This window comes from Streptomyces melanosporofaciens, from assembly GCF_900105695.1.
In the GTDB taxonomy this organism is placed as follows: domain Bacteria; phylum Actinomycetota; class Actinomycetes; order Streptomycetales; family Streptomycetaceae; genus Streptomyces; species Streptomyces antimycoticus.
In genome coordinates, this window is sequence record NZ_FNST01000002.1 from 3,621,926 (window position 1) to 3,642,821 (window position 20,896).

The 20,896-nt window shown below is 70.0% G+C and carries 16 protein-coding genes, 4 tRNA genes and 1 pseudogene; 9 read left to right on the forward strand and 12 right to left on the reverse strand.

Translation table 11 applies throughout. From position 1 onward, the window contains the following. Positions 1-254 precede the first annotated feature (254 nt). Positions 255-1,709 carry a phytoene desaturase family protein gene (locus BLV72_RS18125; RefSeq protein WP_093463482.1) on the reverse strand — a complete coding sequence of 485 codons (1,455 nt, stop codon included), beginning with the start codon at positions 1,707-1,709 and terminating at the stop codon, positions 255-257. A gap of 205 nt (positions 1,710-1,914) precedes the next feature. Here BLV72_RS18125 and BLV72_RS18130 point away from each other — a divergent pair, with 205 nt between their 5' ends. Beyond that, the gene (locus BLV72_RS18130; RefSeq protein ID WP_093463484.1) at positions 1,915-2,835 is read left to right on the forward strand and encodes a phosphoribosylaminoimidazolesuccinocarboxamide synthase; all 921 of its coding nucleotides are present in this window, start codon (positions 1,915-1,917) and stop codon (positions 2,833-2,835) included. Between the two features lie 53 nt (positions 2,836-2,888). On the opposite strand, the gene BLV72_RS18135 is transcribed toward BLV72_RS18130, so the two are convergent. The 5 genes and pseudogenes from BLV72_RS18135 to BLV72_RS18155 all read right to left on the reverse strand — a co-directional run bounded on the left by BLV72_RS18135 (position 2,889) and on the right by BLV72_RS18155 (position 4,511). Next, positions 2,889-2,961, reverse strand: a tRNA-Gly gene (locus BLV72_RS18135). 118 nt (positions 2,962-3,079) lie between these two features. Next, positions 3,080-3,699 (reverse strand): annotated as a pseudogene (locus BLV72_RS18140) (response regulator). A gap of 162 nt (positions 3,700-3,861) precedes the next feature. Further along, a tRNA-Gly gene (locus BLV72_RS18145) sits at positions 3,862-3,937 on the reverse strand. Positions 3,938-4,017: 80 nt separating this feature from the next. Next, positions 4,018-4,089 (reverse strand) — tRNA-Gly (locus tag BLV72_RS18150). Between the two features lie 104 nt (positions 4,090-4,193). Next, positions 4,194-4,511, reverse strand: a complete 318-nt coding sequence (locus tag BLV72_RS18155) for a histone-like nucleoid-structuring protein Lsr2 (protein ID WP_059146536.1) — start codon at positions 4,509-4,511, stop codon at positions 4,194-4,196. A gap of 303 nt (positions 4,512-4,814) precedes the next feature. Here BLV72_RS18155 and purS point away from each other — a divergent pair, with 303 nt between their 5' ends. From purS to purL, 3 genes are read left to right on the forward strand one after another with little or no spacing between them, the layout of a single operon-like run. After that, positions 4,815-5,099 carry a phosphoribosylformylglycinamidine synthase subunit PurS gene (gene purS / locus BLV72_RS18160; protein ID WP_093463485.1) on the forward strand — a complete coding sequence of 95 codons (285 nt, stop codon included), beginning with the start codon at positions 4,815-4,817 and terminating at the stop codon, positions 5,097-5,099. Next, positions 5,096-5,776: a phosphoribosylformylglycinamidine synthase subunit PurQ gene (gene purQ, locus BLV72_RS18165; protein ID WP_093463487.1), complete on the forward strand. Its 681-nt coding sequence runs from the start codon at positions 5,096-5,098 to the stop codon at positions 5,774-5,776. Before purS ends, purQ begins: the two co-directional genes overlap by 4 nt. Further along, positions 5,773-8,046, forward strand: a complete 2,274-nt coding sequence (gene purL / locus BLV72_RS18170; RefSeq protein WP_093463488.1) for a phosphoribosylformylglycinamidine synthase subunit PurL — start codon at positions 5,773-5,775, stop codon at positions 8,044-8,046. Before purQ ends, purL begins: the two co-directional genes overlap by 4 nt. A 75-nt stretch (positions 8,047-8,121) precedes the next feature. On the opposite strand, the gene BLV72_RS18175 is transcribed toward purL, so the two are convergent. Further along, the gene (locus BLV72_RS18175) at positions 8,122-8,520 is read right to left on the reverse strand and encodes a nuclear transport factor 2 family protein (RefSeq protein ID WP_093463490.1); all 399 of its coding nucleotides are present in this window, start codon (positions 8,518-8,520) and stop codon (positions 8,122-8,124) included. An 80-nt stretch (positions 8,521-8,600) separates the two neighbouring features. On the opposite strand from BLV72_RS18175, the gene BLV72_RS18180 reads away from it, so the two are divergent. The 3 genes from BLV72_RS18180 (at position 8,601) to purM (ending at position 12,245) form a co-directional block, all read left to right on the forward strand. After that, positions 8,601-9,404, forward strand: coding sequence for a sterol carrier family protein (locus tag BLV72_RS18180; RefSeq protein ID WP_093463491.1), 804 nt, complete (start codon positions 8,601-8,603; stop codon positions 9,402-9,404). A 173-nt stretch (positions 9,405-9,577) separates the two neighbouring features. Beyond that, complete coding sequence (gene purF, locus BLV72_RS18185) at positions 9,578-11,137, forward strand: amidophosphoribosyltransferase (RefSeq protein WP_093463493.1); 1,560 nt, start codon at positions 9,578-9,580, stop codon at positions 11,135-11,137. A 40-nt stretch (positions 11,138-11,177) separates the two neighbouring features. Continuing rightward, entirely contained in the window at positions 11,178-12,245 is a 1,068-nt protein-coding gene (purM, locus tag BLV72_RS18190) for a phosphoribosylformylglycinamidine cyclo-ligase (protein WP_093463494.1), read from the forward strand. 120 nt (positions 12,246-12,365) lie between these two features. Here purM and BLV72_RS18195 read toward each other — a convergent pair whose 3' ends face one another. Further along, complete coding sequence (locus BLV72_RS18195) at positions 12,366-12,620, reverse strand: DUF3073 domain-containing protein (RefSeq protein ID WP_059146544.1); 255 nt, start codon at positions 12,618-12,620, stop codon at positions 12,366-12,368. Between the two features lie 370 nt (positions 12,621-12,990). After that, positions 12,991-14,145 (reverse strand): Leu/Phe/Val dehydrogenase, encoded by a 1,155-nt coding sequence (locus tag BLV72_RS18200; RefSeq protein ID WP_244320832.1) that lies wholly within the window; start codon positions 14,143-14,145, stop codon positions 12,991-12,993. Between the two features lie 176 nt (positions 14,146-14,321). On the opposite strand from BLV72_RS18200, the gene BLV72_RS18205 reads away from it, so the two are divergent. Next, positions 14,322-15,158: a DUF8083 family protein gene (locus BLV72_RS18205; protein WP_093463496.1), complete on the forward strand. Its 837-nt coding sequence runs from the start codon at positions 14,322-14,324 to the stop codon at positions 15,156-15,158. A gap of 497 nt (positions 15,159-15,655) precedes the next feature. Further along, positions 15,656-15,862: a developmental transcriptional regulator BldC gene (gene bldC, locus BLV72_RS18210; RefSeq protein WP_003949541.1), complete on the forward strand. Its 207-nt coding sequence runs from the start codon at positions 15,656-15,658 to the stop codon at positions 15,860-15,862. Between the two features lie 461 nt (positions 15,863-16,323). Here the strand turns inward: bldC and BLV72_RS18215 are convergent, their stop codons facing one another. From BLV72_RS18215 to hrpA, 3 genes are all read right to left on the reverse strand, one after another. Further along, entirely contained in the window at positions 16,324-16,572 is a 249-nt protein-coding gene (locus BLV72_RS18215) for a DUF6274 family protein (protein WP_093463497.1), read from the reverse strand. Between the two features lie 115 nt (positions 16,573-16,687). Next, a tRNA-Asp gene (locus tag BLV72_RS18220) sits at positions 16,688-16,762 on the reverse strand. A 138-nt stretch (positions 16,763-16,900) separates the two neighbouring features. Further along, entirely contained in the window at positions 16,901-20,836 is a 3,936-nt protein-coding gene (gene hrpA, locus BLV72_RS18225) for an ATP-dependent RNA helicase HrpA (RefSeq protein ID WP_093463499.1), read from the reverse strand. Between the last annotated feature and the right edge of the window lie 60 nt (positions 20,837-20,896).

The following is a 20,896-nucleotide window of genomic DNA, read 5'->3' on the forward strand; positions in this document are numbered from 1 at the left end:
ATTTCGCCGCCTGCGGCGCGGTGGTCGGGTCGCGGGCCGCTGAGCAGGAGCCAGGGGCTCCGCGGTACGGGCGGCGAGGGCGTGAGCACCTGCGCCGGTGGGTTGTACGCGGTCGGTCCGTCGGCGTGGCGGATGGCCGGGCGGGTCTCGCGCACATCGGGAGGCGCCGTGACGGGGTCCGGGGCGGAGCCCCGGTTGTGGGAAGGGGCGGGGAGGGGAACAGCCCGCCGCAGGCGGCAAGACCCGTTGGGCGCCTACGCCACCGGGGCCAGGGGCGGGACCTTCCGGACCCCGAAGACATGCCGTAGCGCCGACAAAGCAGCCAGATAGCCGCACATCCCATGGACCCCCGGCCCGGGCGGGGTCGCCGACGAGCACAGAAAGAGCCCGGGAAGCGGGGTGCGGTACGGATCGAGGCGGGGCACCGGCCGGGCGAGGCTCTGCCATAGCGTCATCGCGCCCGAGCCGATGTCCCCGCCCACATTGTTGGGGTCGTACGCCTCCAGGTCCCGCCCGGACAGGCCGCGCGCCGCGAGCACGGTGTCGCCGAAGCCGGGGGCGTAGGTCTCGATCCGGGAGCGGATCAGCGCGACCGGGTCGGTGTCGTCGCCGTTCGGCACATGGGCGTAGGCCCACACCGGGCGCCTGCCGGGCCGGGCGCGCCCGGGGTCGGTGACGGCCGGGTCGACGAGCAGGACGAACGGCTCCCGGCTGCGCACCCCGCGCGCCGTCAGGGTTTCCTGCCGGGCCAGCTCGGCGTGGCCGCCGCCCAGGTGCACGGTCCCGGCGCGGCCCACGGCGGGGTCGGCCCATGGGATCGGCTCGCTGACCAGGAAGTCGGCCTTGGCGGCGGCCGGGCCGTAGCGGAACCGCCGCAGCGCCCGGACATAGCGGTCGGGCAGCCGGCGCCCGGCGATGTCCAGCAGCCCCGGCACACCGGTGTCGAGCAGCACCGCACGAGCGCCGCCGGTCAGCTCGCCGAGGTCGCCGATCGCGCACCCGGTGTGGAAGGTGCCGCCGTGCGCGGTGATGTCGTCCGTCATGGCCTCGGCGATACGGGCGCTGCCGCCGCGCGGCAGCGGCCAGCCGGGGCCGTGTGCCAGATGCCCGAGGAGGGCCGCCACCGCGCCCCCGGCCAGGCTGGGCAGTTCGCCCACGGCATGGGCGGCGACCCCGGTGAGCAGGGCGGGCGCCGCCTCACCGGTGAAGCGGGCGGCGCCGACCCGGGTGCCGTGGACGAGGATCCGCGAGGCCAGCAGCAGCGGTGCCACCGGATCGCGGGGGAGTGCGCGCTGTCCGGAGAGGACGAAGTCGACCACGCCCTCGCTGTGCCGCAGCAGCGGCGCCATCAGCCGCCGCCAGCGCTCCCCGTCCGGGCCGAGCCCGGCACAGGTGGCCGCCAGATCGCGGTGGGCGAGCGCGGCGCGGCCGCCGTCCAGCGGCTGGGCGTAGGAGATCTCGGGCGTCAGCAGCTCCACCCCGCGCGCGGCCAGGTCGAACGCACGGAAGAAGCGGGAGACGGGCGCCATGGGGTGGACCGCGGAGCAGATGTCATGGGTGATGTCCGCGTCGAAGAGCGGCTGGCTGCGCAGCCCGCCGCCGATGCTGTCGGCGGCCTCGTACACCTCCACCCGCAGCCCGGCGCGGGCCAGCGTGACGGCGGCCGCGAGCCCGTTGGGGCCGCTGCCCACGATCGCCGCGTCGGCCATGCCACACCTCCCATCCGGGCGCCTCCAGGCGCATCCGGAGCCCTCCTTCGCGTGTCCCGCCGAACGAGTTCCTCCTGCGAGGTGTTCGAACCGGCCGGAAGCGGAACCCGAACCGCCGGGCCCCGCGGTCCGCGCCCCGCCGCCGGTCACGGCCGCTTCGTGCGGCAGAATCAACGGGGCTTGGACAAAAACACCAGGAGGAAGCGTGTCCGGATTCGTCGAGAAGCCCGAACCGGTCGAGGTTCCGGGCCTTCAGCACCTGCACACCGGCAAGGTGCGCGACCTCTACCGGAACGAGCGCGGTGAGCTCGTCATGGTCGCCAGCGACCGGATCTCCGCCTACGACTGGGTCCTGCCGACCGAGATCCCCGAGAAGGGCAAGATCCTCACCCAGCTCTCCCTCTGGTGGTTCGACCTGCTCGCCGACCTCGTCCCCAACCACGTCCTGTCCAGCGAGCTGCCCCCCGGCGCCCCCGCCGACTGGGAGGGCCGCACCCTGATCTGCCGGTCGCTGCGGATGGTCCCGGTCGAATGCGTCGCGCGCGGCCATCTGACCGGCTCCGGCCTGGCCGAGTACCGCGAGACCCGTACGGTGTGCGGAATCGCCCTCCCCGAGGGGCTGACCGACGGCTCCGAGCTGCCCTCGCCGATCTTCACCCCGGCCACCAAGGCCGAGGTCGGCGAGCACGACGAGAACGTGGCGTACGAGGAGGTGGCCCACCGCATCGGCGCCGAGCCCGCCGCCCAGCTGCGCCAGGCCACCCTCGCCATCTTCAACCGGGCCCGGGAGATCGCCCGAGCCCGCGGGATCATCCTCGCCGACACGAAGTTCGAGTTCGGCTACGCGGAGGCGACCCTGGGCGCGGAGGGCGCCGAGCCGGTGCTCGCCGACGAGGTGCTGACCCCGGACTCCTCCCGCTTCTGGCCCGCCGACCAGTGGCAGCCCGGCCGCCCGCAGCCGTCCTTCGACAAGCAGTACGTCCGCGACTGGCTGACCTCCCCGGCCTCCGGCTGGGACCGCGCCGGTGAGCAGCCGCCGCCCCCGCTCCCGGCGGAGGTCGTCGAGCGGACGCGGGCGAAGTACGCGGAGGCCTACGAGCTGCTGACCGGCACCGGCTGGAAGTAGGCCGCGGAACGACCAAGGGTCCCGGCCGATCGGCCGGGACCCTTGATGCACGGAGCGGACGACGAGGCTCGAACTCGCGACCTCAACCTTGGCAAGGTTGCGCTCTACCAACTGAGCTACGTCCGCCTGCGCCGGACTTTTCCGGTTCGACGCGCCTCTACTATAACCAAACCCTCGACCGGTGAACTACCACCCGGGTGTCGAGGCCGCTCGGGCCGCCCGCTCGGGAGCGCTCGGGAGCCGCTCAGAGCCAGCCGTGCTCCTGGGCGATCCGCGCCGCCGCGTGCCGGTTCTCCGCCCCCAGCTTCGCCGCCGCGGCCGACAGATAGTTCCGGACCGTCCCCTGGGAGAGCGCCGCGCGCTGGGCGATCTCCGCGATGGAGGCGCCGTCCGCCGCCAGCTCCAGCAGCTCCGCCTCCCGTGCGGTCAGCGGGGAGTCCCCGGCGCTGATCGCGTCGGCGGCCAGGCCGGGGTCGACGTAGCGGGACCCGCCGTGCACCGTGCGGATGATCTCCGCCAGCCGCTGCGCGGAGGTGGTCTTCGGTACGAACGCGCGCACCCCTGCCCCAGGGCCCGCTTGAGGTGACCCGGCCGGCCGTGGCTGGTCACGATCATCGTCCGGCAGTCGGGCAGCTCCGACCGGAGCGCCGCGGCCACCGAGACCCCGTCCGCCTCCGGCATCTGGAGGTCCAGCACCGCCACATCGGGCCGGTGCGCCCGTGCCATCGCCAGCGCCTCGGGCCCGGACGCCGCCTCCGCGACCACCAGCAGATCGTCCTCGAGCGCCAGCAGGGCGGCCAGGGCGCCCCGGATCAGATGCTCATCGTCGGCCAGCAGCACCCGGATCGCCGCGGTGTCGTTCACACGCTCCTCCCAGCGGGACCTTCGTGCGGCGGGACCACCCGGACCCGGCACGCCGTCACTTTCCCTCGGCGGCACCGCCGTTCGCTCCGCCCCGGCCCCCACCATGGATTCCGGGGCCGAAAACGCCTGAGGCGCCGGTCGATTCGACCGGCGCCTCAGATCTGGAGCGGACGACGAGATTCGAACTCGCGACCCTCACCTTGGCAAGGTGATGCTCTACCAACTGAGCCACGTCCGCATGCCTCCGACCAGCTTTCACCGATCGGCGCGTGCATCACTCTACCTGATCCTCTTCGCAAGAGAGCGGTAGACGATGAGAGCGGGTGACAGGGATCGCACACTGCGCCTCCCCCTTGGAAAGGGGGCGCTCTACTACTGAGCTACACCCGCATGGTGTCTTCCTCGGGGTTTCGGCCTTTCGGCCTCGCCCCTCGGCGTGCTCCAGACTTTAGCGGATCACCCGGGGTGGTGTGCAACTCGGCTGAACGGGTCAGTCAGGCCGACTCGTTGAAGGCTTCGTAGACCTTCTTGGGGATCCGGCCGCGCGGAGGCACCTCCATGCCGTGCGACCTGGCCCAGGCGCGCACCGCGGCCGGGTCCGGGGCGACATCGGTGCGGCGGTACGTCTTGCCGGAGCGGGCCCGCTTGCGGCCGGCCTCCACGTACGGCGCGAGCGCGTCGCGCAGTTTCGACGCATTGGCAGAGTTGAGGTCGATCTCGTACAACTTGCCGTCGAGTCCGAACGTGACCGTCTCTTCCGCTTGGCCGCCCTCGAGGTCGTCGGAGAGCGTGACTACTACGCGCTGCGCCACGGATATCGGTCCTTTCGGGCTGCATCGATGCGTTGACGTGCAAAGATGTCAGCTGTCCAGTTGTGTCCAACAATGCTTTTTCATTTGTACAGCGACTGGCATTGCATTGTGAACCCCGGTAATTCCATCCGCGTGTCACGCCGCGATCGGGACCATACGTTTTTCCCCGACCTTTCCCCGTCAGTTGCCACCGACGATGCTTAAACGTGACCGAACCCTTGCATATCTACTCGCGTAGAATTTTCGCCGGGGTAGGCTTGGGCCACCGCCTTACGCACCAGCACCACACCACCGGGAGTGCCAGTGGCACGCGTCGTAGTCGACGTCATGCTCAAGCCGGAGATCCTCGACCCCCAGGGCCAGGCGGTGCAGCGAGCACTGCCCCGCCTCGGTTTCGAGGGGATCGCCGATGTCCGTCAGGGCAAGCGCTTTGAACTCGAGGTGGAGGGCCCGGTCGACGATGCCGCCCTCGCCCGTATCCATGAGATCGCCGAGACCTTCCTGGCGAACACCGTGATCGAGGACTTTTCCGTGAAGGTCGAGGTCGGCGAAGGTGCCGACACCAGCGCCGTGAAGGCCGAATCGTGACCGCACGCATCGGAGTCATCACTTTCCCCGGCACGCTCGACGACCGCGACACCCAGCGCGCGGTGCGCACCGCCGGCCTCGAAGCCGTACCGCTGTGGCACCGCGACAAGGACCTCAAGCAGGTCGACGCGGTGATCCTGCCGGGCGGCTTCTCCTATGGCGACTATCTGCGGGCCGGCGCGATCTCCCGGTTCTCTCCGGTAATGGAGTCGGTGATCGACCAGGCGAAGGCCGGTATGCCGGTGCTTGGCATCTGCAATGGCTTCCAGGTTCTCACCGAGACCCATCTCCTCCCCGGTGCGATGCTGCGGAACAACCATCTGCACTTCATCTGCCGCGATCAGAAGTTGCGAGTGGAAAACGCGGAGACCGCCTGGACGCGCTCATACGAGCAGGGTCAGGAGATCAACATCCCGCTGAAGAACATCGACGGACGCTATGTCGCCGATGAGCGCGTCCTCGATGAACTCGAGGCCGAGGGACGCGTCGTCTTCCGCTATGAGGAGCTCAACCCCAACGGCTCGCTCCGCGACATCGCCGGAATCTCCAATGCGGCGGGCAATGTCGTCGGCCTCATGCCCCACCCCGAGCACGCCGTCGAACCGCTGATCGGCACCGGTCGCACCGACGGTCTCGGATTCTTCACCTCGATCCTCAAGAGGCTGGTCAGCGCATGACCCTGGACACCACCAAGCACGCGGCGCAGACCCCGGACGACGGGCAGCCCTGGGCCGAGCTCGGTCTGAAGCAGGACGAGTACGAGCGCATCCGCGCCATCCTGGGCCGCCGCCCCACCGGCGCCGAGCTCGCGATGTACTCCGTCATGTGGTCCGAGCACTGCTCGTACAAGTCGAGCAAGGTCCATCTGCGGCAGTTCGGTGAGAAGGCCCCCGAGAGCGACGCCCTGCTCGTCGGCATCGGTGAGAACGCGGGTGTGGTCGACGTCGGCCAGGGCTACGCGGTCACCTTCAAGGTCGAGTCGCACAACCACCCCTCGTACATCGAGCCCTACCAGGGCGCGGCCACCGGCGTCGGCGGCATCGTCCGCGACATCCTCGCCATGGGCGCCCGCCCGGTGGCCGTGATGGACCCGCTGCGCTTCGGCGCCGCCGACCACCCCGACACCAAGCGGGTGCTGCCCGGTGTGGTCGCGGGCATCGGCGGCTACGGCAACTGCCTGGGCCTGCCCAATATCGGCGGCGAGGTCGTCTTCGACCCCTGCTACCAGGGCAACCCGCTGGTCAACGCGCTCTGCGTGGGCGTGATGAAGCATGAGGACATCCACCTCGCCAAGGCGTCCGGCGCCGGTAACAAGGTGATCCTCTACGGTGCCCGCACCGGCGGCGACGGCATCGGCGGCGTCTCCGTGCTGGCCTCCGAGACCTTCGACGCTGCCGGCGACAGTGCCTCCGGCACGGGAAAGCCCACCAAGCGCCCCGCCGTCCAGGTCGGCGACCCCTTCCAGGAGAAGCTGCTCATCGAGTGCACCCTGGAGGTCTTCAAGGAGGACCTGGTCGAGGGCATTCAGGACCTCGGCGGCGCGGGCCTGTCCTGCGCCACCAGCGAGCTCGCCAGCGCCGGCTCCGGCGGGATGCGGGTCGAGCTGGACACCGTGCCGCTGCGCGACTCCTCGCTCTCCCCCGAGGAGATCCTGATGAGCGAGTCGCAGGAGCGCATGTGCGCGATCGTGAAGCCCGAGAAGGTCGACCGCTTCCTGGAGATCTGCGAGAAGTGGGACGTCATCGCCACCGTCATCGGTGAGGTCACCGACGGCGAGCGGCTGGAGATCTTCTGGCACGGCGAGCAGATCGTGGACGTCCCGCCGCGCACCGTCGCCCATGAGGGCCCGGTCTACGAGCGCCCCTTCGCCCGCCCCGAGTGGCAGGACGCGCTCCAGGCCGACGACGCGGACAAGCTGCCGCGTCCGGCCACCGCCGAGGAGCTGCGCGAGCAGGTCCTCAAGGTGGTCGCCTCGCCGAACCAGGCGTCCAAGTCCTGGATCACCGATCAGTACGACCGCTTCGTCCAGGGCAACACGGTCCTCGCCCAGCCCGAGGACTCGGGCATGGTCCGCGTGGACGAGGAGACGGGCCTGGGCGTGGCCGTCGCCACCGACGGCAACGGCCGCTACGCCAAGCTGGACCCGTACGCGGGGGCGCAGCTCGCGCTCGCCGAGTCGTACCGCAATGTGGCCGCGTCCGGCGCCACGCCGCTCGCGATCTCCAACTGCCTCAACTTCGGCTCGCCGGAGGACCCCGCGGTCATGTGGCAGTTCGCCGAGGCCACCCGCGGTCTCGCCGACGGCTGCCTGACCCTGGGCACCCCGGTCACCGGCGGCAATGTGTCGCTGTACAACCAGACCGGCGAGGTGGCCATCCACCCGACGCCGGTCGTCGCCGTCCTCGGCGTGATCGACGATGTGGCCCGCCGCACCCCGATCGCCTTCGCGGAGGAGGGCCAGCTCCTCTATCTGCTGGGCGACACCGAGGCGGAGCTGGGCGGCTCGGCCTGGTCCCAGGTGATCCACGACCATCTGGGCGGACTGCCGCCGAAGGTGGACCTGGAGCGGGAGCGGCTGCTCGCCGAGATCCTGATCTCGGCCTCGCGCGACGGCATGGTGGACGCCGCCCACGACCTGTCCGACGGCGGTCTGATCCAGGCGCTCACCGAGTCGTGTCTGCGCGGCGGCAAGGGCGCCCGGATCGTCGTCCCCGACGGTCTGGACCCGTTCGTGCTGCTGTTCTCCGAGTCCGCGGGCCGGGCGGTCGTCGCCGTACCGCGCAGCGAGGAGGTCCGCTTCAAGGACATGTGCGGGGCGCGGGGGCTTCCGGCGGCCCGTATCGGTGTGATCGACGGCGACGCTATCGACGTCCAGGGGCAGTTCTCCATCCCGCTGGCCGAGCTGCGGGAGCCGTACGAGGCGACGATCCCGGGCCTGCTGGCCTGAGGACCCGCGTCCTGGGTGACCTACGGCCCGCTCCCTGACGGCAGGGAGCGGGCCGTAGGCCTGGCGCGCCGGGGTTCACGGGCCCCAGAACGCGTCCCAGGCGTCGATGTCCTCGACGCATTGGTCGATGTCGGTGATCTTCCCGCCGACGACGGTGAAGAAATTTCCGGTCCTCATGTCCAGGCCGCGGTTGCCGCGCTCGGCGCGCAGATGGTGGACGGACATCGTGTGTCCGCGCCCGTCGCACATCACCCTCTCCACGTCGACCCGCATCGTGCCGCCGGTCTCCTCGTACATCGAGCGGTACAGGTCCATGCAGGCGTCCCGGCCCTTGTGGTGGCCCGACATCGCGTTCTCACCCGGCAGATGATGGACGGCGTCCGCCGTCATCAGCGTCGATACCGTGTCCAGATCGCCCTGGGAGAAGGCCGTACAGGCGCGGCGCACCAAGGCGCGATCGGGATGTTCGCCCATGGCATCTCACACCTTCCATGCCGATGGAAAACCCTTCCTCCTTCCATCCTGCCGCTGTCCGGGGTCGTAAGCTCTCCGCCATGCCGCCCCGTGCCCGTGCCCGCAGCTATGACCCCGCCAAGACCCGGACCGCCGTGATCGCGCAGCTCAGGATGGTGCGGAAGGCGGCCGGGGAGCTGGACGCGACGGGTCTGGACGACCCCACCCGGCTCGGCGGCCGGACGGTCCGGGAGCTGGTCGCGCATCTGGCGATGGCCGTGACCTCCGCCGTCCGGCTCCTGGAGCGGCCCGCGCCGCCCGCACGGCAGGTCACCGTCACCGTCACCGGCTGGGCCGCGGCGCTCGCCGCGCACGCCGGTCCGGTCGACGAGGAGACTCCGGCGGCGGGCGAGGACCTGGGCGAGCTGCTGGAGCGCGCCGAGGCGCGGTTCGCGGAGACGGCCTCCGTCGCGCCCGGTGACCGGCTGCTGGCCACCCGCGTCGGGGCGATGCGGCTGGAGGACTACCTGGTCACCCGCTGTGTGGAGCTCGTGGTCCACGCCGACGACCTGACGGCCGCCACCGGCGTGCCCGTACGGCACGACCGGCAGGCGCTGGCCACCGCGGTCCGGGTGCTCGCCGACGCCCTCGCGGCGAAGGCGCCCGGCGGCTCGGTCGAGCTCCGGATCCCGCCGTTCGCCGTGGTCCAGTGCGTCGAGGGCCCCCGGCACACCCGCGGCACCCCGCCGAACGTCGTCGAGACCGACCCGCTGACCTGGATCCGCCTCGCCACGGGCCGCCTGACCTGGGCCGAAGCCCTGGATTCTGCACCGCTGACCGCGAGCGGCGACCGCGCCGACCTCTCCGCGCACCTCCCCGTGCTCGGCCGAGCGCACACAGTGTGATCCTTTTCGGGGCGCGAGATGTGATCCTTGCCTCGGCCACGGAATTCAGCGCCTGGCCAGCGCAGGTCGGGCCCGGGTTCCGGGGGCTCGGAGCGGTGCGGGGAATGTGACTTACGCCCCCCTGACGGGTCCCTCGTTCGGAGGCACCGCCGAACTGGCCTAGACTCGATGACGTGCCACGTGGTGACGGACGACTCAGCCACGACCTGCTCCCCGGTGAGAAGGGCCCCCAGGACGCTTGTGGCGTCTTCGGAGTCTGGGCACCGGGTGAAGAGGTCGCCAAACTCACCTATTTCGGGCTGTACGCACTGCAGCACCGTGGACAGGAGTCCGCGGGCATCGCGGTGAGCAACGGCTCCCAGATCCTCGTCTTCAAGGACATGGGCCTGGTTTCCCAGGTCTTCGACGAGACCTCCCTCGGCTCTCTCACGGGCCATATCGCGGTCGGTCACGCCCGCTACTCCACCACCGGAGCCTCGGTGTGGGAGAACGCGCAGCCGACCTTCCGGGCCACCGCCCACGGCTCGATCGCGCTCGGCCACAACGGGAACCTGGTCAACACCGCCGAGCTGGCGGAGCTGGTCGCGGCCCTGCCCCGGGACGGCGGCCGGGCCACCCAGGTCGCGGCGACCAATGACACCGACCTGGTCACCGCCCTGCTCGCGGGCCAGGTGGACGACGACGGCAAGCCGCTGACCGTCGAGCAGGCGGCCCCCATCGTGCTGCCCAAGGTCAAGGGTGCTTTCAGCCTCGTCTACATGGACGAGCACACGCTGTACGCGGCGCGCGACCCCCAGGGCATTCGCCCGCTGGTCCTCGGCCGCCTCGAGCGCGGCTGGGTGGTGGCGTCCGAGACCGCCGCCCTGGACATCGTGGGCGCGTCCTTCATCCGTGAGATCGAGCCCGGCGAGATGGTCGCCATCGACGAGAACGGGCTGCGCTCCACCACCTTCGCCGAGGCCCGCCCCAAGGGCTGCGTCTTCGAGTACGTGTACCTCGCCCGTCCCGACACCGACATCGCGGGCCGGAATGTGTACCTTTCCCGGGTCGAGATGGGCCGCCGGCTGGCCAAGGAGGCCCCGGCCGACGCCGACCTGGTCATAGCGACGCCCGAGTCCGGCACCCCCGCCGCCGTCGGCTACGCCGAGGCCAGCGGGATTCCGTACGGCTCCGGACTGGTCAAGAACAGCTATGTGGGCCGGACCTTCATCCAGCCCTCGCAGACCATCCGCCAGCTCGGCATCCGGCTCAAGCTGAACCCCCTCAAGGAGGTCATCCGGGGCAAGCGCCTGGTGGTCGTCGACGACTCGATCGTCCGCGGCAACACCCAGCGCGCCCTGGTGCGGATGCTCCGCGAGGCCGGCGCCGCCGAGGTCCACATCCGGATCTCCTCCCCGCCGATCAAGTGGCCGTGCTTCTTCGGCATAGATTTCGCCACCCGCGCCGAGCTGATCGCCAACGGCCTCTCGGTCGAGGAGATCGGGAAGTCCCTGGGCGCCGACTCGCTGGCGTACATCTCCACCGACGGCATGATCGAGGCGACCACGATCGCCAAGCCCAATCTGTGCCGCGCCTGCTTCGACGGTGAGTACCCGATGGAGCTGCCGGATCCGGGGCTGCTGGGCAAGCACCTCCTGGAGTCCGAAACACAGGCCCCGAACAGCGCCGACGCCGACGGCGTGACGACGCTGACCGCTGGTGTCGGCGGCGCCGACGCACTGCGCCGTCCCTGAGCGCACGCCTGTCATCCCCGATACGAAAGATCTCTACGTCATGCCTGAGTCCGGGTCCACCTACGCCGCCGCGGGCGTCGACATCGAGGCGGGTGACCGCGCCGTCGAACTGATGAAGGAGTGGGTCAAGAAGGCGAGCCGGCCCGAGGTCGTGGGCGGCCTCGGCGGTTTCGCCGGGCTCTTCGACGCCTCCGCCCTGGCCCGCTACCGGCGTCCGCTGCTCGCCTCCGCCACCGACGGGGTCGGCACCAAGGTGGACATCGCCCGGCGGATGGGCGTGTACGACACCATCGGCCGCGACCTGGTCGGCATGGTCGTGGACGACCTGGTGGTCTGCGGTGCCGAACCGCTCTTCATGACCGACTACATCTGCGTCGGCAAGGTCTACCCGGAGCGCGTCGCCGCCATCGTCAAGGGCATCGCCGAGGGCTGCACCCTCGCCGGCTGCGCCCTGGTGGGCGGCGAGACCGCCGAGCACCCGGGGCTGCTGGGCGCCGATGACTTCGATGTCGCCGGGGCCGGTACGGGCGTGGTCGAGGCCGATCGGGTGCTGGGCGCCGATCGCATCCGAACGGGGGACGCGGTGATCGCCATGGCTTCGTCCGGACTTCACTCGAACGGGTACTCACTCGTCCGCCATGTGCTCTTCGACCGGGCCGGCTGGGCGCTGGACCGCGAGGTGCCGGAGCTCGGCCGGACGCTGGGGGAGGAGCTGCTGGAGCCCACGCGGATCTACTCGCTGGACTGCCTGGCCCTCACCCGCACCACCGAGGTGCACGCCTTCTCGCACATCACCGGCGGCGGGCTCGCCAACAACCTCGCGCGGGTCATCCCCGAGGGGCTGCGCGCGGTCGTGGACCGCTCGACCTGGACCCCCGGCGCGATCTTCGAGCTGGTCGGTCAGGCCGGATCGGTCGCGCGTCTCGAGCTGGAGAAGACCCTCAACATGGGCGTCGGCATGATGGCGATCGTCCCGGCCGACTCCGTCGATGTGGCGCTCACCACGCTCGCCGACCGCGGTGTCGACGCCTGGGTCAGCGGAGAGATCACCGAGCGCACGGCCCCGGACGCGGAGGCGGTGACGCTGACCGGTGATCATGCGAGCTGATGACCATGCGGACTGAGTGGACCGCGCCGGGTGCGCGGAGAGCACAGAAGCCGGTCCGAGGCGGGTGCCCCGGACCGGTGGAGGTGTGCGGCGATAAGCCGAGCGCCTGGAACGGGTGGTTCAGGCGCGGCGACGCTGCGGGGACGGATCGGACTGGTCGTCGTCCTCGTCCTCATCGTCGTTGTACAGATCCGCGTACTGTGCGTACGGGTCGTCGTCCAGCTCATCGTCCTCGAACTGCTCGCCATTCGGCGGCTGGCTCGGTGTCGATGCGCCCAGCTCCTCGGCCAGGCGTGAGAGATCCGTCCCACCGCTGTTGTACTTCAGCTGGCGGGCGACCTTCGTCTGCTTGGCCTTGGCCCGGCCGCGCCCCATGGCTCGACCCCCTCAACGACGGGGCTCGACGGCCCCAGAGTCTTGACACGCGTTCACGTTCATAAATCGGAGCGGACTCTCATAAGAGAGACCGGTCCGTAGGGCTTCAACGGTACCTGCTTCTGTGGCCATACGGTACGTCGCCCACACGACGTGCCACGAGGCAGAACCCGCGAGGAGCCCGTTCCTCGCTGGTCAGCTGCGATTTTAACCTGTCTTGCGGGCCGACCCGCCGACAGGCCGTGAGGGATGTCTCGCCGATGGCTCCCAGGGGGCTCCCATGTCGCCCCTCCGGCGGCCTCCGGCAAGATCCCCGCACGGCCTGCCCGCGGCTGCGCCCAGACGCTCTCAGGCGCCTGTGGGCCACGGCTCAGGCGTCGTGGCCCTCCGCCATCCGGTGCTCGGCCAGCCGGTCGGCGGCCGCGGCGGGCGGGATTCCGTCGGTCTGTGCACGATCGAATATGGCCAAAGTCGTATCGAAGATCTTTGTCGCCTTCGCCTTGGCCCGATCGAAGTCGAACCCGTGCAGCTCATCCGCCACCTGGATGACACCACCGGCGTTCACCACGTAGTCCGGCGCGTAGAGGATCCCGCGGCCGGCCAGGTCCTTCTCGACCCCCGGGTGGGCCAGCTGGTTGTTGGCCGCGCCGCACACCACCTTCGCGGTCAGGACGGGCACCGTGGCGTCGTCCAGGGCGCCACCGAGCGCGCACGGGGCGTAGACGTCCAGGTCGGCGCGGATCAGCGCCTCGGTGTCCCGGACCGCCTGCACCCGGGGGTGGCGGGCCAGCACGCGGTCCACCGACTCACCGCGCACATCCGTGACCACGACCTCGGCGCCGTCCTCCAGCAGATGCTCGACCAGGTGGTGGCCCACCTTGCCGACGCCCGCGATGCCGACCCGGCGGCCGCGCAGCGTGGGCGCGCCCCAGGACGCCTGGGCGCTCGCCCGCATCCCCTGGAAGACACCGAAGGCGGTGAGCACCGAGGAGTCGCCGGCGCCGCCGTTCTCGGGGGAGCGGCCGGTGGTCCAGGGGCACTCGCGGGCGACGACGTCCATGTCGGACACATAGGTGCCCACATCGCAGGCGGTGACGTAGCGGCCACCCAGAGAGGCCACGAAGCGGCCGTAGGCGAGCAGCAGCTTTTCGGTCTTGATCTCTTCGGGATCGCCGAGGATCACGGCCTTGCCGCCACCGTGGTCGAGCCCGGCGAGCGCGTTCTTGTAGGACATGCCGCGGGCGAGGTTGAGGGCGTCGAGGAGCGCCGCTTCTTCGGGGTTCTCCTCGGAGGCGTAGGCGTGGAAGCGGGTGCCGCCGAGGGCCGGGCCCAGGGCGGTCGAGTGAAGGGCGATGACGGCCTTGAGACCGCTCTCGCGGTCCTGGCAGAGCAGGACCTGCTCATGCCCGCCGAGATCGGACCGGAACAGCGTCGCAAGCGGTGAGAGAGGGTTCGGCACGCGACTCTCCGTCGGACCGTCGGCACTGACGGTGTGACGTACGTCGGTCACGGTGGTGACTCCCATAGGTCGGGGTAGACGCCCTCCTGGCTGGTGGGGAGGGCCGTGGGCAAGAGCGTAAGCCCTGGGGCCCCAGGGGATCGGCCATGTCCCCGACGAGTCCGGATACCGGGCATGGGACGATGCCGTCAGGTGGGGGTAAGGGAGCCCCCGGCGGTGGTCTCAGCCTTGAGGGAGCGCGTGTGACCTTGGCGTCTTCGGTGATTGTCCCGTACGCGGCGTATCTCCGGGTCTATGAGCCACTGGCAGCGTTTCCGGAGCCGGAGCGATCGCACTGGGCGCGGTATGCCAAGCGCGACGACCTGCCGGGTGCGCAGGACGAGCTGCGCCGCTCGCTCGCGGACCTCCTGCCGGTCCCTCCGGTGGCGGTTCCGGTGCACGAGAGCGCGGACGCCTTCGTGGCGCTCGTGGACGGCGTCACATGCGTCTGTCCGTGGCGTACGCGGCTGAGGGGCTGGCTGGCCCTGGAAGAGCTGCCGGAGCGCCTTCCCGGGCCCCTTCTGGACGCGGCGCTGCCCCCGGTGGTGCGCCGGCAGGCGGTGGCGGACTTCGAGCGGTGGCTGGAGCGCAACCCGGACGCCCGGCCGTGGATCCGCTCGGCCACCTGGCATGTGCCGGTGCGCTGGTTCGTGCTCTTCGCGGACGAGGAGCGCGAATTCACCAAGGGTGACGACGGACTCATCCTCCGTTACCGCACCCCGATGGTCCAGGCCAGGCGCCGGGTTGCGCGTGGCCTTAAGGTGCTCAAGGAGTCCCTCGGCGAGGGGCCGCTGATCGACGGGCTGGTGGACGTCGGCCGGTGGCTCGAGGAGTTCCACCCCCGGTCGTTGGTCGAGCTGGACTACGGCGGTCTGGTGCACACGCTGCCCGCCGGGCAGCTGGAGGAGGACCACTCGGCCGCGGATGTGGCGGAGGGCCTCGCCGCGCTGCGCGAGGGGGACGGGGAGCGGGCGGGCAGCGCGTACGAGCGGCTGACCGACCGCTGGAGCGTGATCCGCGGGCGGCAGAACGCGAGCTGAGCCCGGCCGGAGCGGCGCCGGGCGGCCGGGTGACGGTCGTCCGGAACAGACGGGGACGTAGGTCCCGATCCGGGCCATTGCCTCAATCGTGACCTAAAGCACTGACTTCGGGCCTTGCGGTAATCGCCCATCCTCGTGTCAAAATAGGACAAGGAGTCCGGGAGGGGCTCCTTCCGCCCAACTATGGGCGGATTCATCGGTATTGCACTCCTTGATGGATCTGGCTACCCCTGATCCTGTTGTGACTGATCGTCACGGCCGTGTGACTGTCCGCTATGGCATGGTCCATCGGCTTCCGTTGAGGTTGGACACCTGAGAGGGCAATTCCATCGGTTTGGCCGACGGGGCTGGACAGATGGTGTAGTTGTAGTGCCGAGGACAAGCCGTTCGTCCTATAACCGACTCGGCCCGCGTCCGCCATTTCGGGCAACGTGGGTCAAGGTGCAGAATTTAGAGGAAAGAACCGTGATGGTTCGGTTCTCCCGAGGAGGCCGCTCATGACCGCTCGCACCCCTGATGCCGAGCCGCTGCTGACCCCGGCTGAGGTTGCCACGATGTTCCGCGTGGACCCGAAGACGGTCACTCGCTGGGCGAAGGCAGGCAAACTCACGTCCATCCGCACGCTCGGAGGGCATCGGCGCTACCGCGAAGCGGAGGTCCGTGCACTTCTTGCGGGCATCCCGCAGCAGCGCAGCGAGGCCTGAACAACCGCATAACCGGGCATTTCCGGGCCCCCAGCCCGGTTTTCGCCTGTATAGCTCCACACGACGGGTGCCTGCCCCAACAGGCCCGCCACCGCTCGACATGGGTGCGTCGTTGATCGCGCTGGACTCCGCCGGGTCCGGCGCGATCTTTTTATGCCCGGGAACGGCCTTCCGGAGGGTGCCTCCTGAGGGGTCGCAAGTGGCCCTGGAGGGGCAATCGTTCGGCTTGCCCGGGGGTGTCCCGCGGTGTCTCCCGGAGGCTCTCGGGGAGTCCCCCGGGGGGTGTTCGGGGAGCGTTGGGGAGGCGCGGACAGACGGTGCAATTGCACATATTAAATTGACCCATGGCGAGCGGGGTGTAAGTTCCCTCACTCCGGAAACTCATTCGGTGACTCCCGTCACACTGCCCAACCATTGCCCTGTGTCCACTGATTGCGCTAAAGGGCAACTGCGGTAAGGGCTTACCGAGTTGGCGGTGGAGCGGCGGCCGTCGCCTCCTGTCCGACCCCGTCGCCGGCCTCGTCCCCAGCTCCCTTGCCGGCCCCGTCGCCGGCGCTGTCACCCGCCTCGTCGGCCGCCGAGGGCTCCATCGCCAGCCGCAGCAGGCGATGGCAGATCGGGCAGTGCCGGGTGAAGTGGCGGTAGCCCGCGGCGGCCGCCAGATGGGCGCGCAGCAGCGCCCTGGTCTCATGCCTCGCGGACGTCGTCATACGCCGCACCTCCCGCGCACCCCCGCGCCTTTTAGCTTGAGTACCTCTGGGTGTGGCGTGCCGTCAAGACGCCGAAGGCCCGGATCCATATACGGATCCGGGCCTTCCGGGTAAGCGGTCCTGACGGGATTTGAACCCGCGGCCTCCACCTTGACAGGGTGGCGAGCACTCCAAACTGCTCCACAGGACCAACAGTGACGCCTGCGACTTCGTCGCCCCGCGCCGCGCCGGTGTGCGCTGCGATGCAGACTCTACAGCAGGTCAGGGGGTGCGGTCGAACTCGCGCCCGGCGGGGCTCCGGCGGGCCGCCGGAGCCCCTGGGACACCCTTACGGCGCGGCCGCGTCGATGGCCTTCACGATGCGCTTGTCGGACACCGGATAGGCCGTGCCGAGGGCGTGCGCGAAGTAGCTGACCCGCAACTCCTCGATCATCCAGCGGATCTCCAGCGCCTCCTGGGGCACCGAGCGCCCCGGCGGGAACTGCTCCAGCAGCCAGGCGTACTCGTCCCGCATCTCCCGCACCTTCGCCATCCGGGCGCGGTCCCGGTCGGCGTTGCCCGGAAGCTGCTGCAGCCGCCGGTCCACGGCCACCAGATAGCGCATGAGGTCCGGAAGCCGCCGTACGCCGTGCGCGGTCACGAAGCCCGGTGTGATGAGCTCCGAGAGCTGCTCCCTGATGTCCGTGAGGGACGGCAGCAGCACCGGGCTCCTGGTGTCCTTGAGCCGCCGCTCGCACGCCTGCCAGGCCGCCAGCACCTCCTGGACCTTGCGCACGGTGTCCAGCGTGGCGTCCGTGATGTCGCTGCGCACCGCGTCGAAGAGCTTGCGGAACGACTCCTCGTCCCAGGCCGGGCCGCCACGGGCCGCGATCAGCCGGTCGGCCGCCGCGGCCACGCAGTCCTCGAAGAGCGCCTGCACACCGCCGTGCGGGCTGCTGGAGAGCGCCAGCTTGGCCTGGTTGGAGAGCTTGCCCTGGACGAACTTGACGGGGCTGGACGGGAGCTGGAGCAGGATCAGCCGGCGCGTCCCCCGCCACATCGCCTCCTGCTGCTCGGCCTCGGTGTCGAAGAGCCGTACGGCCACCGAGGCGCCCTCGTCGACGAGCGCCGGATACGCCTTGACCGGCTGGCCGCCGCGGCGCGTCTCGAAGGTGCGCGGCAGCGTCCCGACCGTCCACCGGGTCAGCCCGCCGCGCTGCTCGATCCCCACGCCCTCCTTGGAGGACTCGAACGCCTTGGAGATCGCGGCCCGCGTCTTCGGCCGCAGCCGCTGCCGCAGCACCTCCAGGTCCTTGTCCTCGGCCAGCTTGCGGCGCCGCTCGTCCACCACCCGGAAGGTGACCTTGAGGTGGTCGGGGACCTTCGTCAGGTCCCAGTCCTCCGGCTCGATCCGTACGCCCACCATCCGCTGGAGCTCACGCCCCAGCGCCGCGGTCAGCGGCTCCTGGAGGGGGACAGCGCTTTCCAGGAAGCGCTTGGCATAGTTCGGCGCCGGGACGTAGTGACGGCGCACCGGTTTGGGCAGCGAGCGGATCAGCTCGGTGACCAAATCCTCCCGCAGCCCCGGAATCTGCCAGTCGAATCCGTCCGCGGTGACCTGGTTGAGCACCTGCAGCGGGATGTGGACGGTCACACCGTCCGCGTCCGCCCCCGGCTCGAATTGATAGGTCACCTTGAACTTGAGCTTCCCCTGGCGCCAGGAGTCCGGATAGGCGTCCTTGGTGATGTCTTGCGCCCGCTCGTTGATGAGCATCGACTTCTCGAAGTTGAGAAGCTCCGGCGCGGCCCCTCCTTCGCGACACTTGTGCTTCCACCAGGAGTCGAAATGGGCGCCGGAGACCACATGCTCGGGGATCCGCTGGTCGTAGAAGTCGAAGAGCGTCTCGTCATCCACCAGGATGTCGCGGCGCCGGGCCCGGTGCTCCAGCTCCTCGACCTCGCCCAGCAACTTGCGGTTGTCGTGGAAGAACTGGTGGTGGGTGCGCCAGTCGCCCTCCACCAGGGCGTTGCGGATGAACAGATCGCGGCTGGTCTCCGGGTCGATCCGGCCGTAGTTGACCTTCCGCTGGGCGACGATCGGCACCCCGTAGAGCGTGACCCGCTCATACGCCATCACCGCGGCCTGCTTCTGCTCCCAGTGCGGCTCGCTGTAGGTGCGTTTGACCAGGTGCTGGGCGAGCGGCTCGATCCACTCCGGCTCGATCTTCGCGTTGACCCGCGCCCACAGCCGGGACGTCTCCACCAGCTCCGCCGACATCACCCAGCGCGGCGGCTTCTTGAACAGCGCCGAGCCGGGGAACACCGCGAACTTGGCGCTGCGCGCGCCCACGTACTCGTTCTTGTCGGTGTCTTTGAGACCCACATGGGACAGCAACCCCGCCAGCAGTGAGGTGTGCACATGGTCGGGCGCCGCGTCCTGCTCGGACATATGGATGTCCATGGTCTTGGCGACCGTGCGCAGCTGGCTGTAGATGTCCTGCCATTCGCGTATGCGCAGGTAGTTGAGGAACTCATTGCGGCACATCCGGCGGAACGCGGAGGAGGACAGCTCCTTCTGCCGCTCCCGGATGTACTTCCACAGATTGAGGAAGGCCAGGAAATCGCTGGACTCGTCCTTGAACCGGGCGTGCTGCTGATCCGCCTGCTGCTGCTTGTCCGAGGGGCGCTCGCGCGGGTCCTGGATGGACAGCGCCGCCGCGATCACCATGACCTCGCGGACACAGCCGTTGCGATCCGCCTCCAGCACCATCCGGGCCAGCCGCGGGTCCACCGGGAGCTGGGCCAGCTTCCGGCCGACCTGGGTGAGCCGCTTGCGCGGGTCCTTCTGCTTGCTGTCCAGGGCGTGCAGCTCCTCCAGGAGCTGGACGCCGTCCTTGACGTTGCGGCGGTCCGGCGGGTCGATGAAGGGGAACTTCTCGATGTCGCCGAGGCCGGCGGCGGTCATCTGGAGGATCACGGAGGCCAGATTGGTCCGGAGGATCTCGGCGTCGGTGAACTCCGGACGGGTGAGGAAGTCGTCCTCGGAGTAAAGACGGATGCAGATGCCGTCGCTGGTCCGGCCGCAGCGGCCCTTGCGCTGATTGGCGCTGGCCTGGGAGATCGGCTCGATGGGCAGCCGCTGGACCTTGGTGCGATGGCTGTAGCGGGAGATCCGGGCGGCGCCCGGGTCGACCACATAGCGGATACCGGGGACGGTCAGCGAGGTCTCGGCGACGTTGGTCGCCAGCACGATCCGGCGGCCGGTGTGTCTCTGGAAGACCCGGTGCTGCTCGGCGTGCGACAGCCGGGCGTACAGCGGAAGGACCTCGGTGACCGGGAGCTTCTTCTTGTTCAGCGCGTCGGCGGTGTCGCGGATCTCCCGCTCACCTGAGAGGAAGACCAGGATGTCGCCGGGTCCCTCGGCCTGGAGCTCGTCGACCGCGTCGCAGATCGCGGTGATCTGGTCGCGGTCGCTGTCCTCGCCGCCCTCCTCGAGCAGCGGGCGGTAGCGCACCTCGACCGGATACGTACGCCCGCTGACCTCGACGATCGGCGCGTCGCCGAAATGGCGGGAAAAGCGCTCCGGGTCGATGGTGGCGGAGGTGATCACGACCTTGAGGTCGGGGCGGCGGGGCAGCAGCTGGGCCAGATAGCCCAGCAGGAAGTCGATGTTGAGGCTGCGCTCATGGGCCTCGTCGATGATGATCGTGTCGTACTGGCGCAGCTCGCGGTCGGTCTGGATCTCGGCGAGCAGAATGCCGTCGGTCATCAGCTTGACGTGGGTGTCCTGGCCCACCTGATCGGTGAAGCGGACCTTCCAGCCGACGGACTCGCCCAGCGGCGACCGCAGCTCCTCGGCGATGCGCTCGGCCACGGTGCGGGCGGCGATACGGCGCGGCTGCGTATGGCCAATAAGTCCCTTGACGCCGCGCCCCAGCTCCAGACAGATCTTCGGAATCTGGGTGGTCTTCCCGGAGCCGGTCTCACCTGCGACGATCACCACCTGGTGATCCCGGACGGCCTCGAGGATCGCGTCCTTCTTCTGGCTGACCGGCAGCTCTTGCGGATAGGTGATGGCCGGCACGGCGGCGCGGCGCTCCGCGACCCGCAGCTCGGCACGCGTGATCTCCTCGGTGATCTCACCGAGCACGGCCGCTCGGGCCTCGGGTTTACGGATCCGGCGCGCACCGTCGAGCCGGCGTCCCAGCCGCTGCTGGTCGCGCAGCATCAGCTCGGGCAGCCGCTCCAGAAGGGCGGGCAGGGCGGGGGCAGGCGTGGTGGACATACGGATCCCAGGATCTCACCTCGGCAAAACGACTGGCGAACCATTTCCGCCGGGTGTTGT

Excerpts from the sequence above, each read along its gene's own strand:
- hrpA (WP_093463499.1), bottom strand. The coding sequence starts at position 20,836 with ATGTCCACCACGCCTGCCCCCGCCCTGCCCGCCCTTCTGGAGCGGCTG.
- bldC (WP_003949541.1), top strand. The coding sequence starts at position 15,656 with ATGACCGCTCGCACCCCTGATGCCGAGCCGCTGCTGACCCCGGCTGAG.
- purL (WP_093463488.1), top strand. The coding sequence starts at position 5,773 with ATGACCCTGGACACCACCAAGCACGCGGCGCAGACCCCGGACGACGGG.
- BLV72_RS18200 (WP_244320832.1), bottom strand. The coding sequence starts at position 14,145 with ATGGGAGTCACCACCGTGACCGACGTACGTCACACCGTCAGTGCCGAC.
- purM (WP_093463494.1), top strand. The coding sequence starts at position 11,178 with ATGCCTGAGTCCGGGTCCACCTACGCCGCCGCGGGCGTCGACATCGAG.
- BLV72_RS18175 (WP_093463490.1), bottom strand. The coding sequence starts at position 8,520 with ATGGGCGAACATCCCGATCGCGCCTTGGTGCGCCGCGCCTGTACGGCC.
- BLV72_RS18195 (WP_059146544.1), bottom strand. The coding sequence starts at position 12,620 with ATGGGGCGCGGCCGGGCCAAGGCCAAGCAGACGAAGGTCGCCCGCCAG.
- BLV72_RS18125 (WP_093463482.1), bottom strand. The coding sequence starts at position 1,709 with ATGGCCGACGCGGCGATCGTGGGCAGCGGCCCCAACGGGCTCGCGGCC.
- BLV72_RS18215 (WP_093463497.1), bottom strand. The coding sequence starts at position 16,572 with ATGACGACGTCCGCGAGGCATGAGACCAGGGCGCTGCTGCGCGCCCAT.
- BLV72_RS18180 (WP_093463491.1), top strand. The coding sequence starts at position 8,601 with ATGCCGCCCCGTGCCCGTGCCCGCAGCTATGACCCCGCCAAGACCCGG.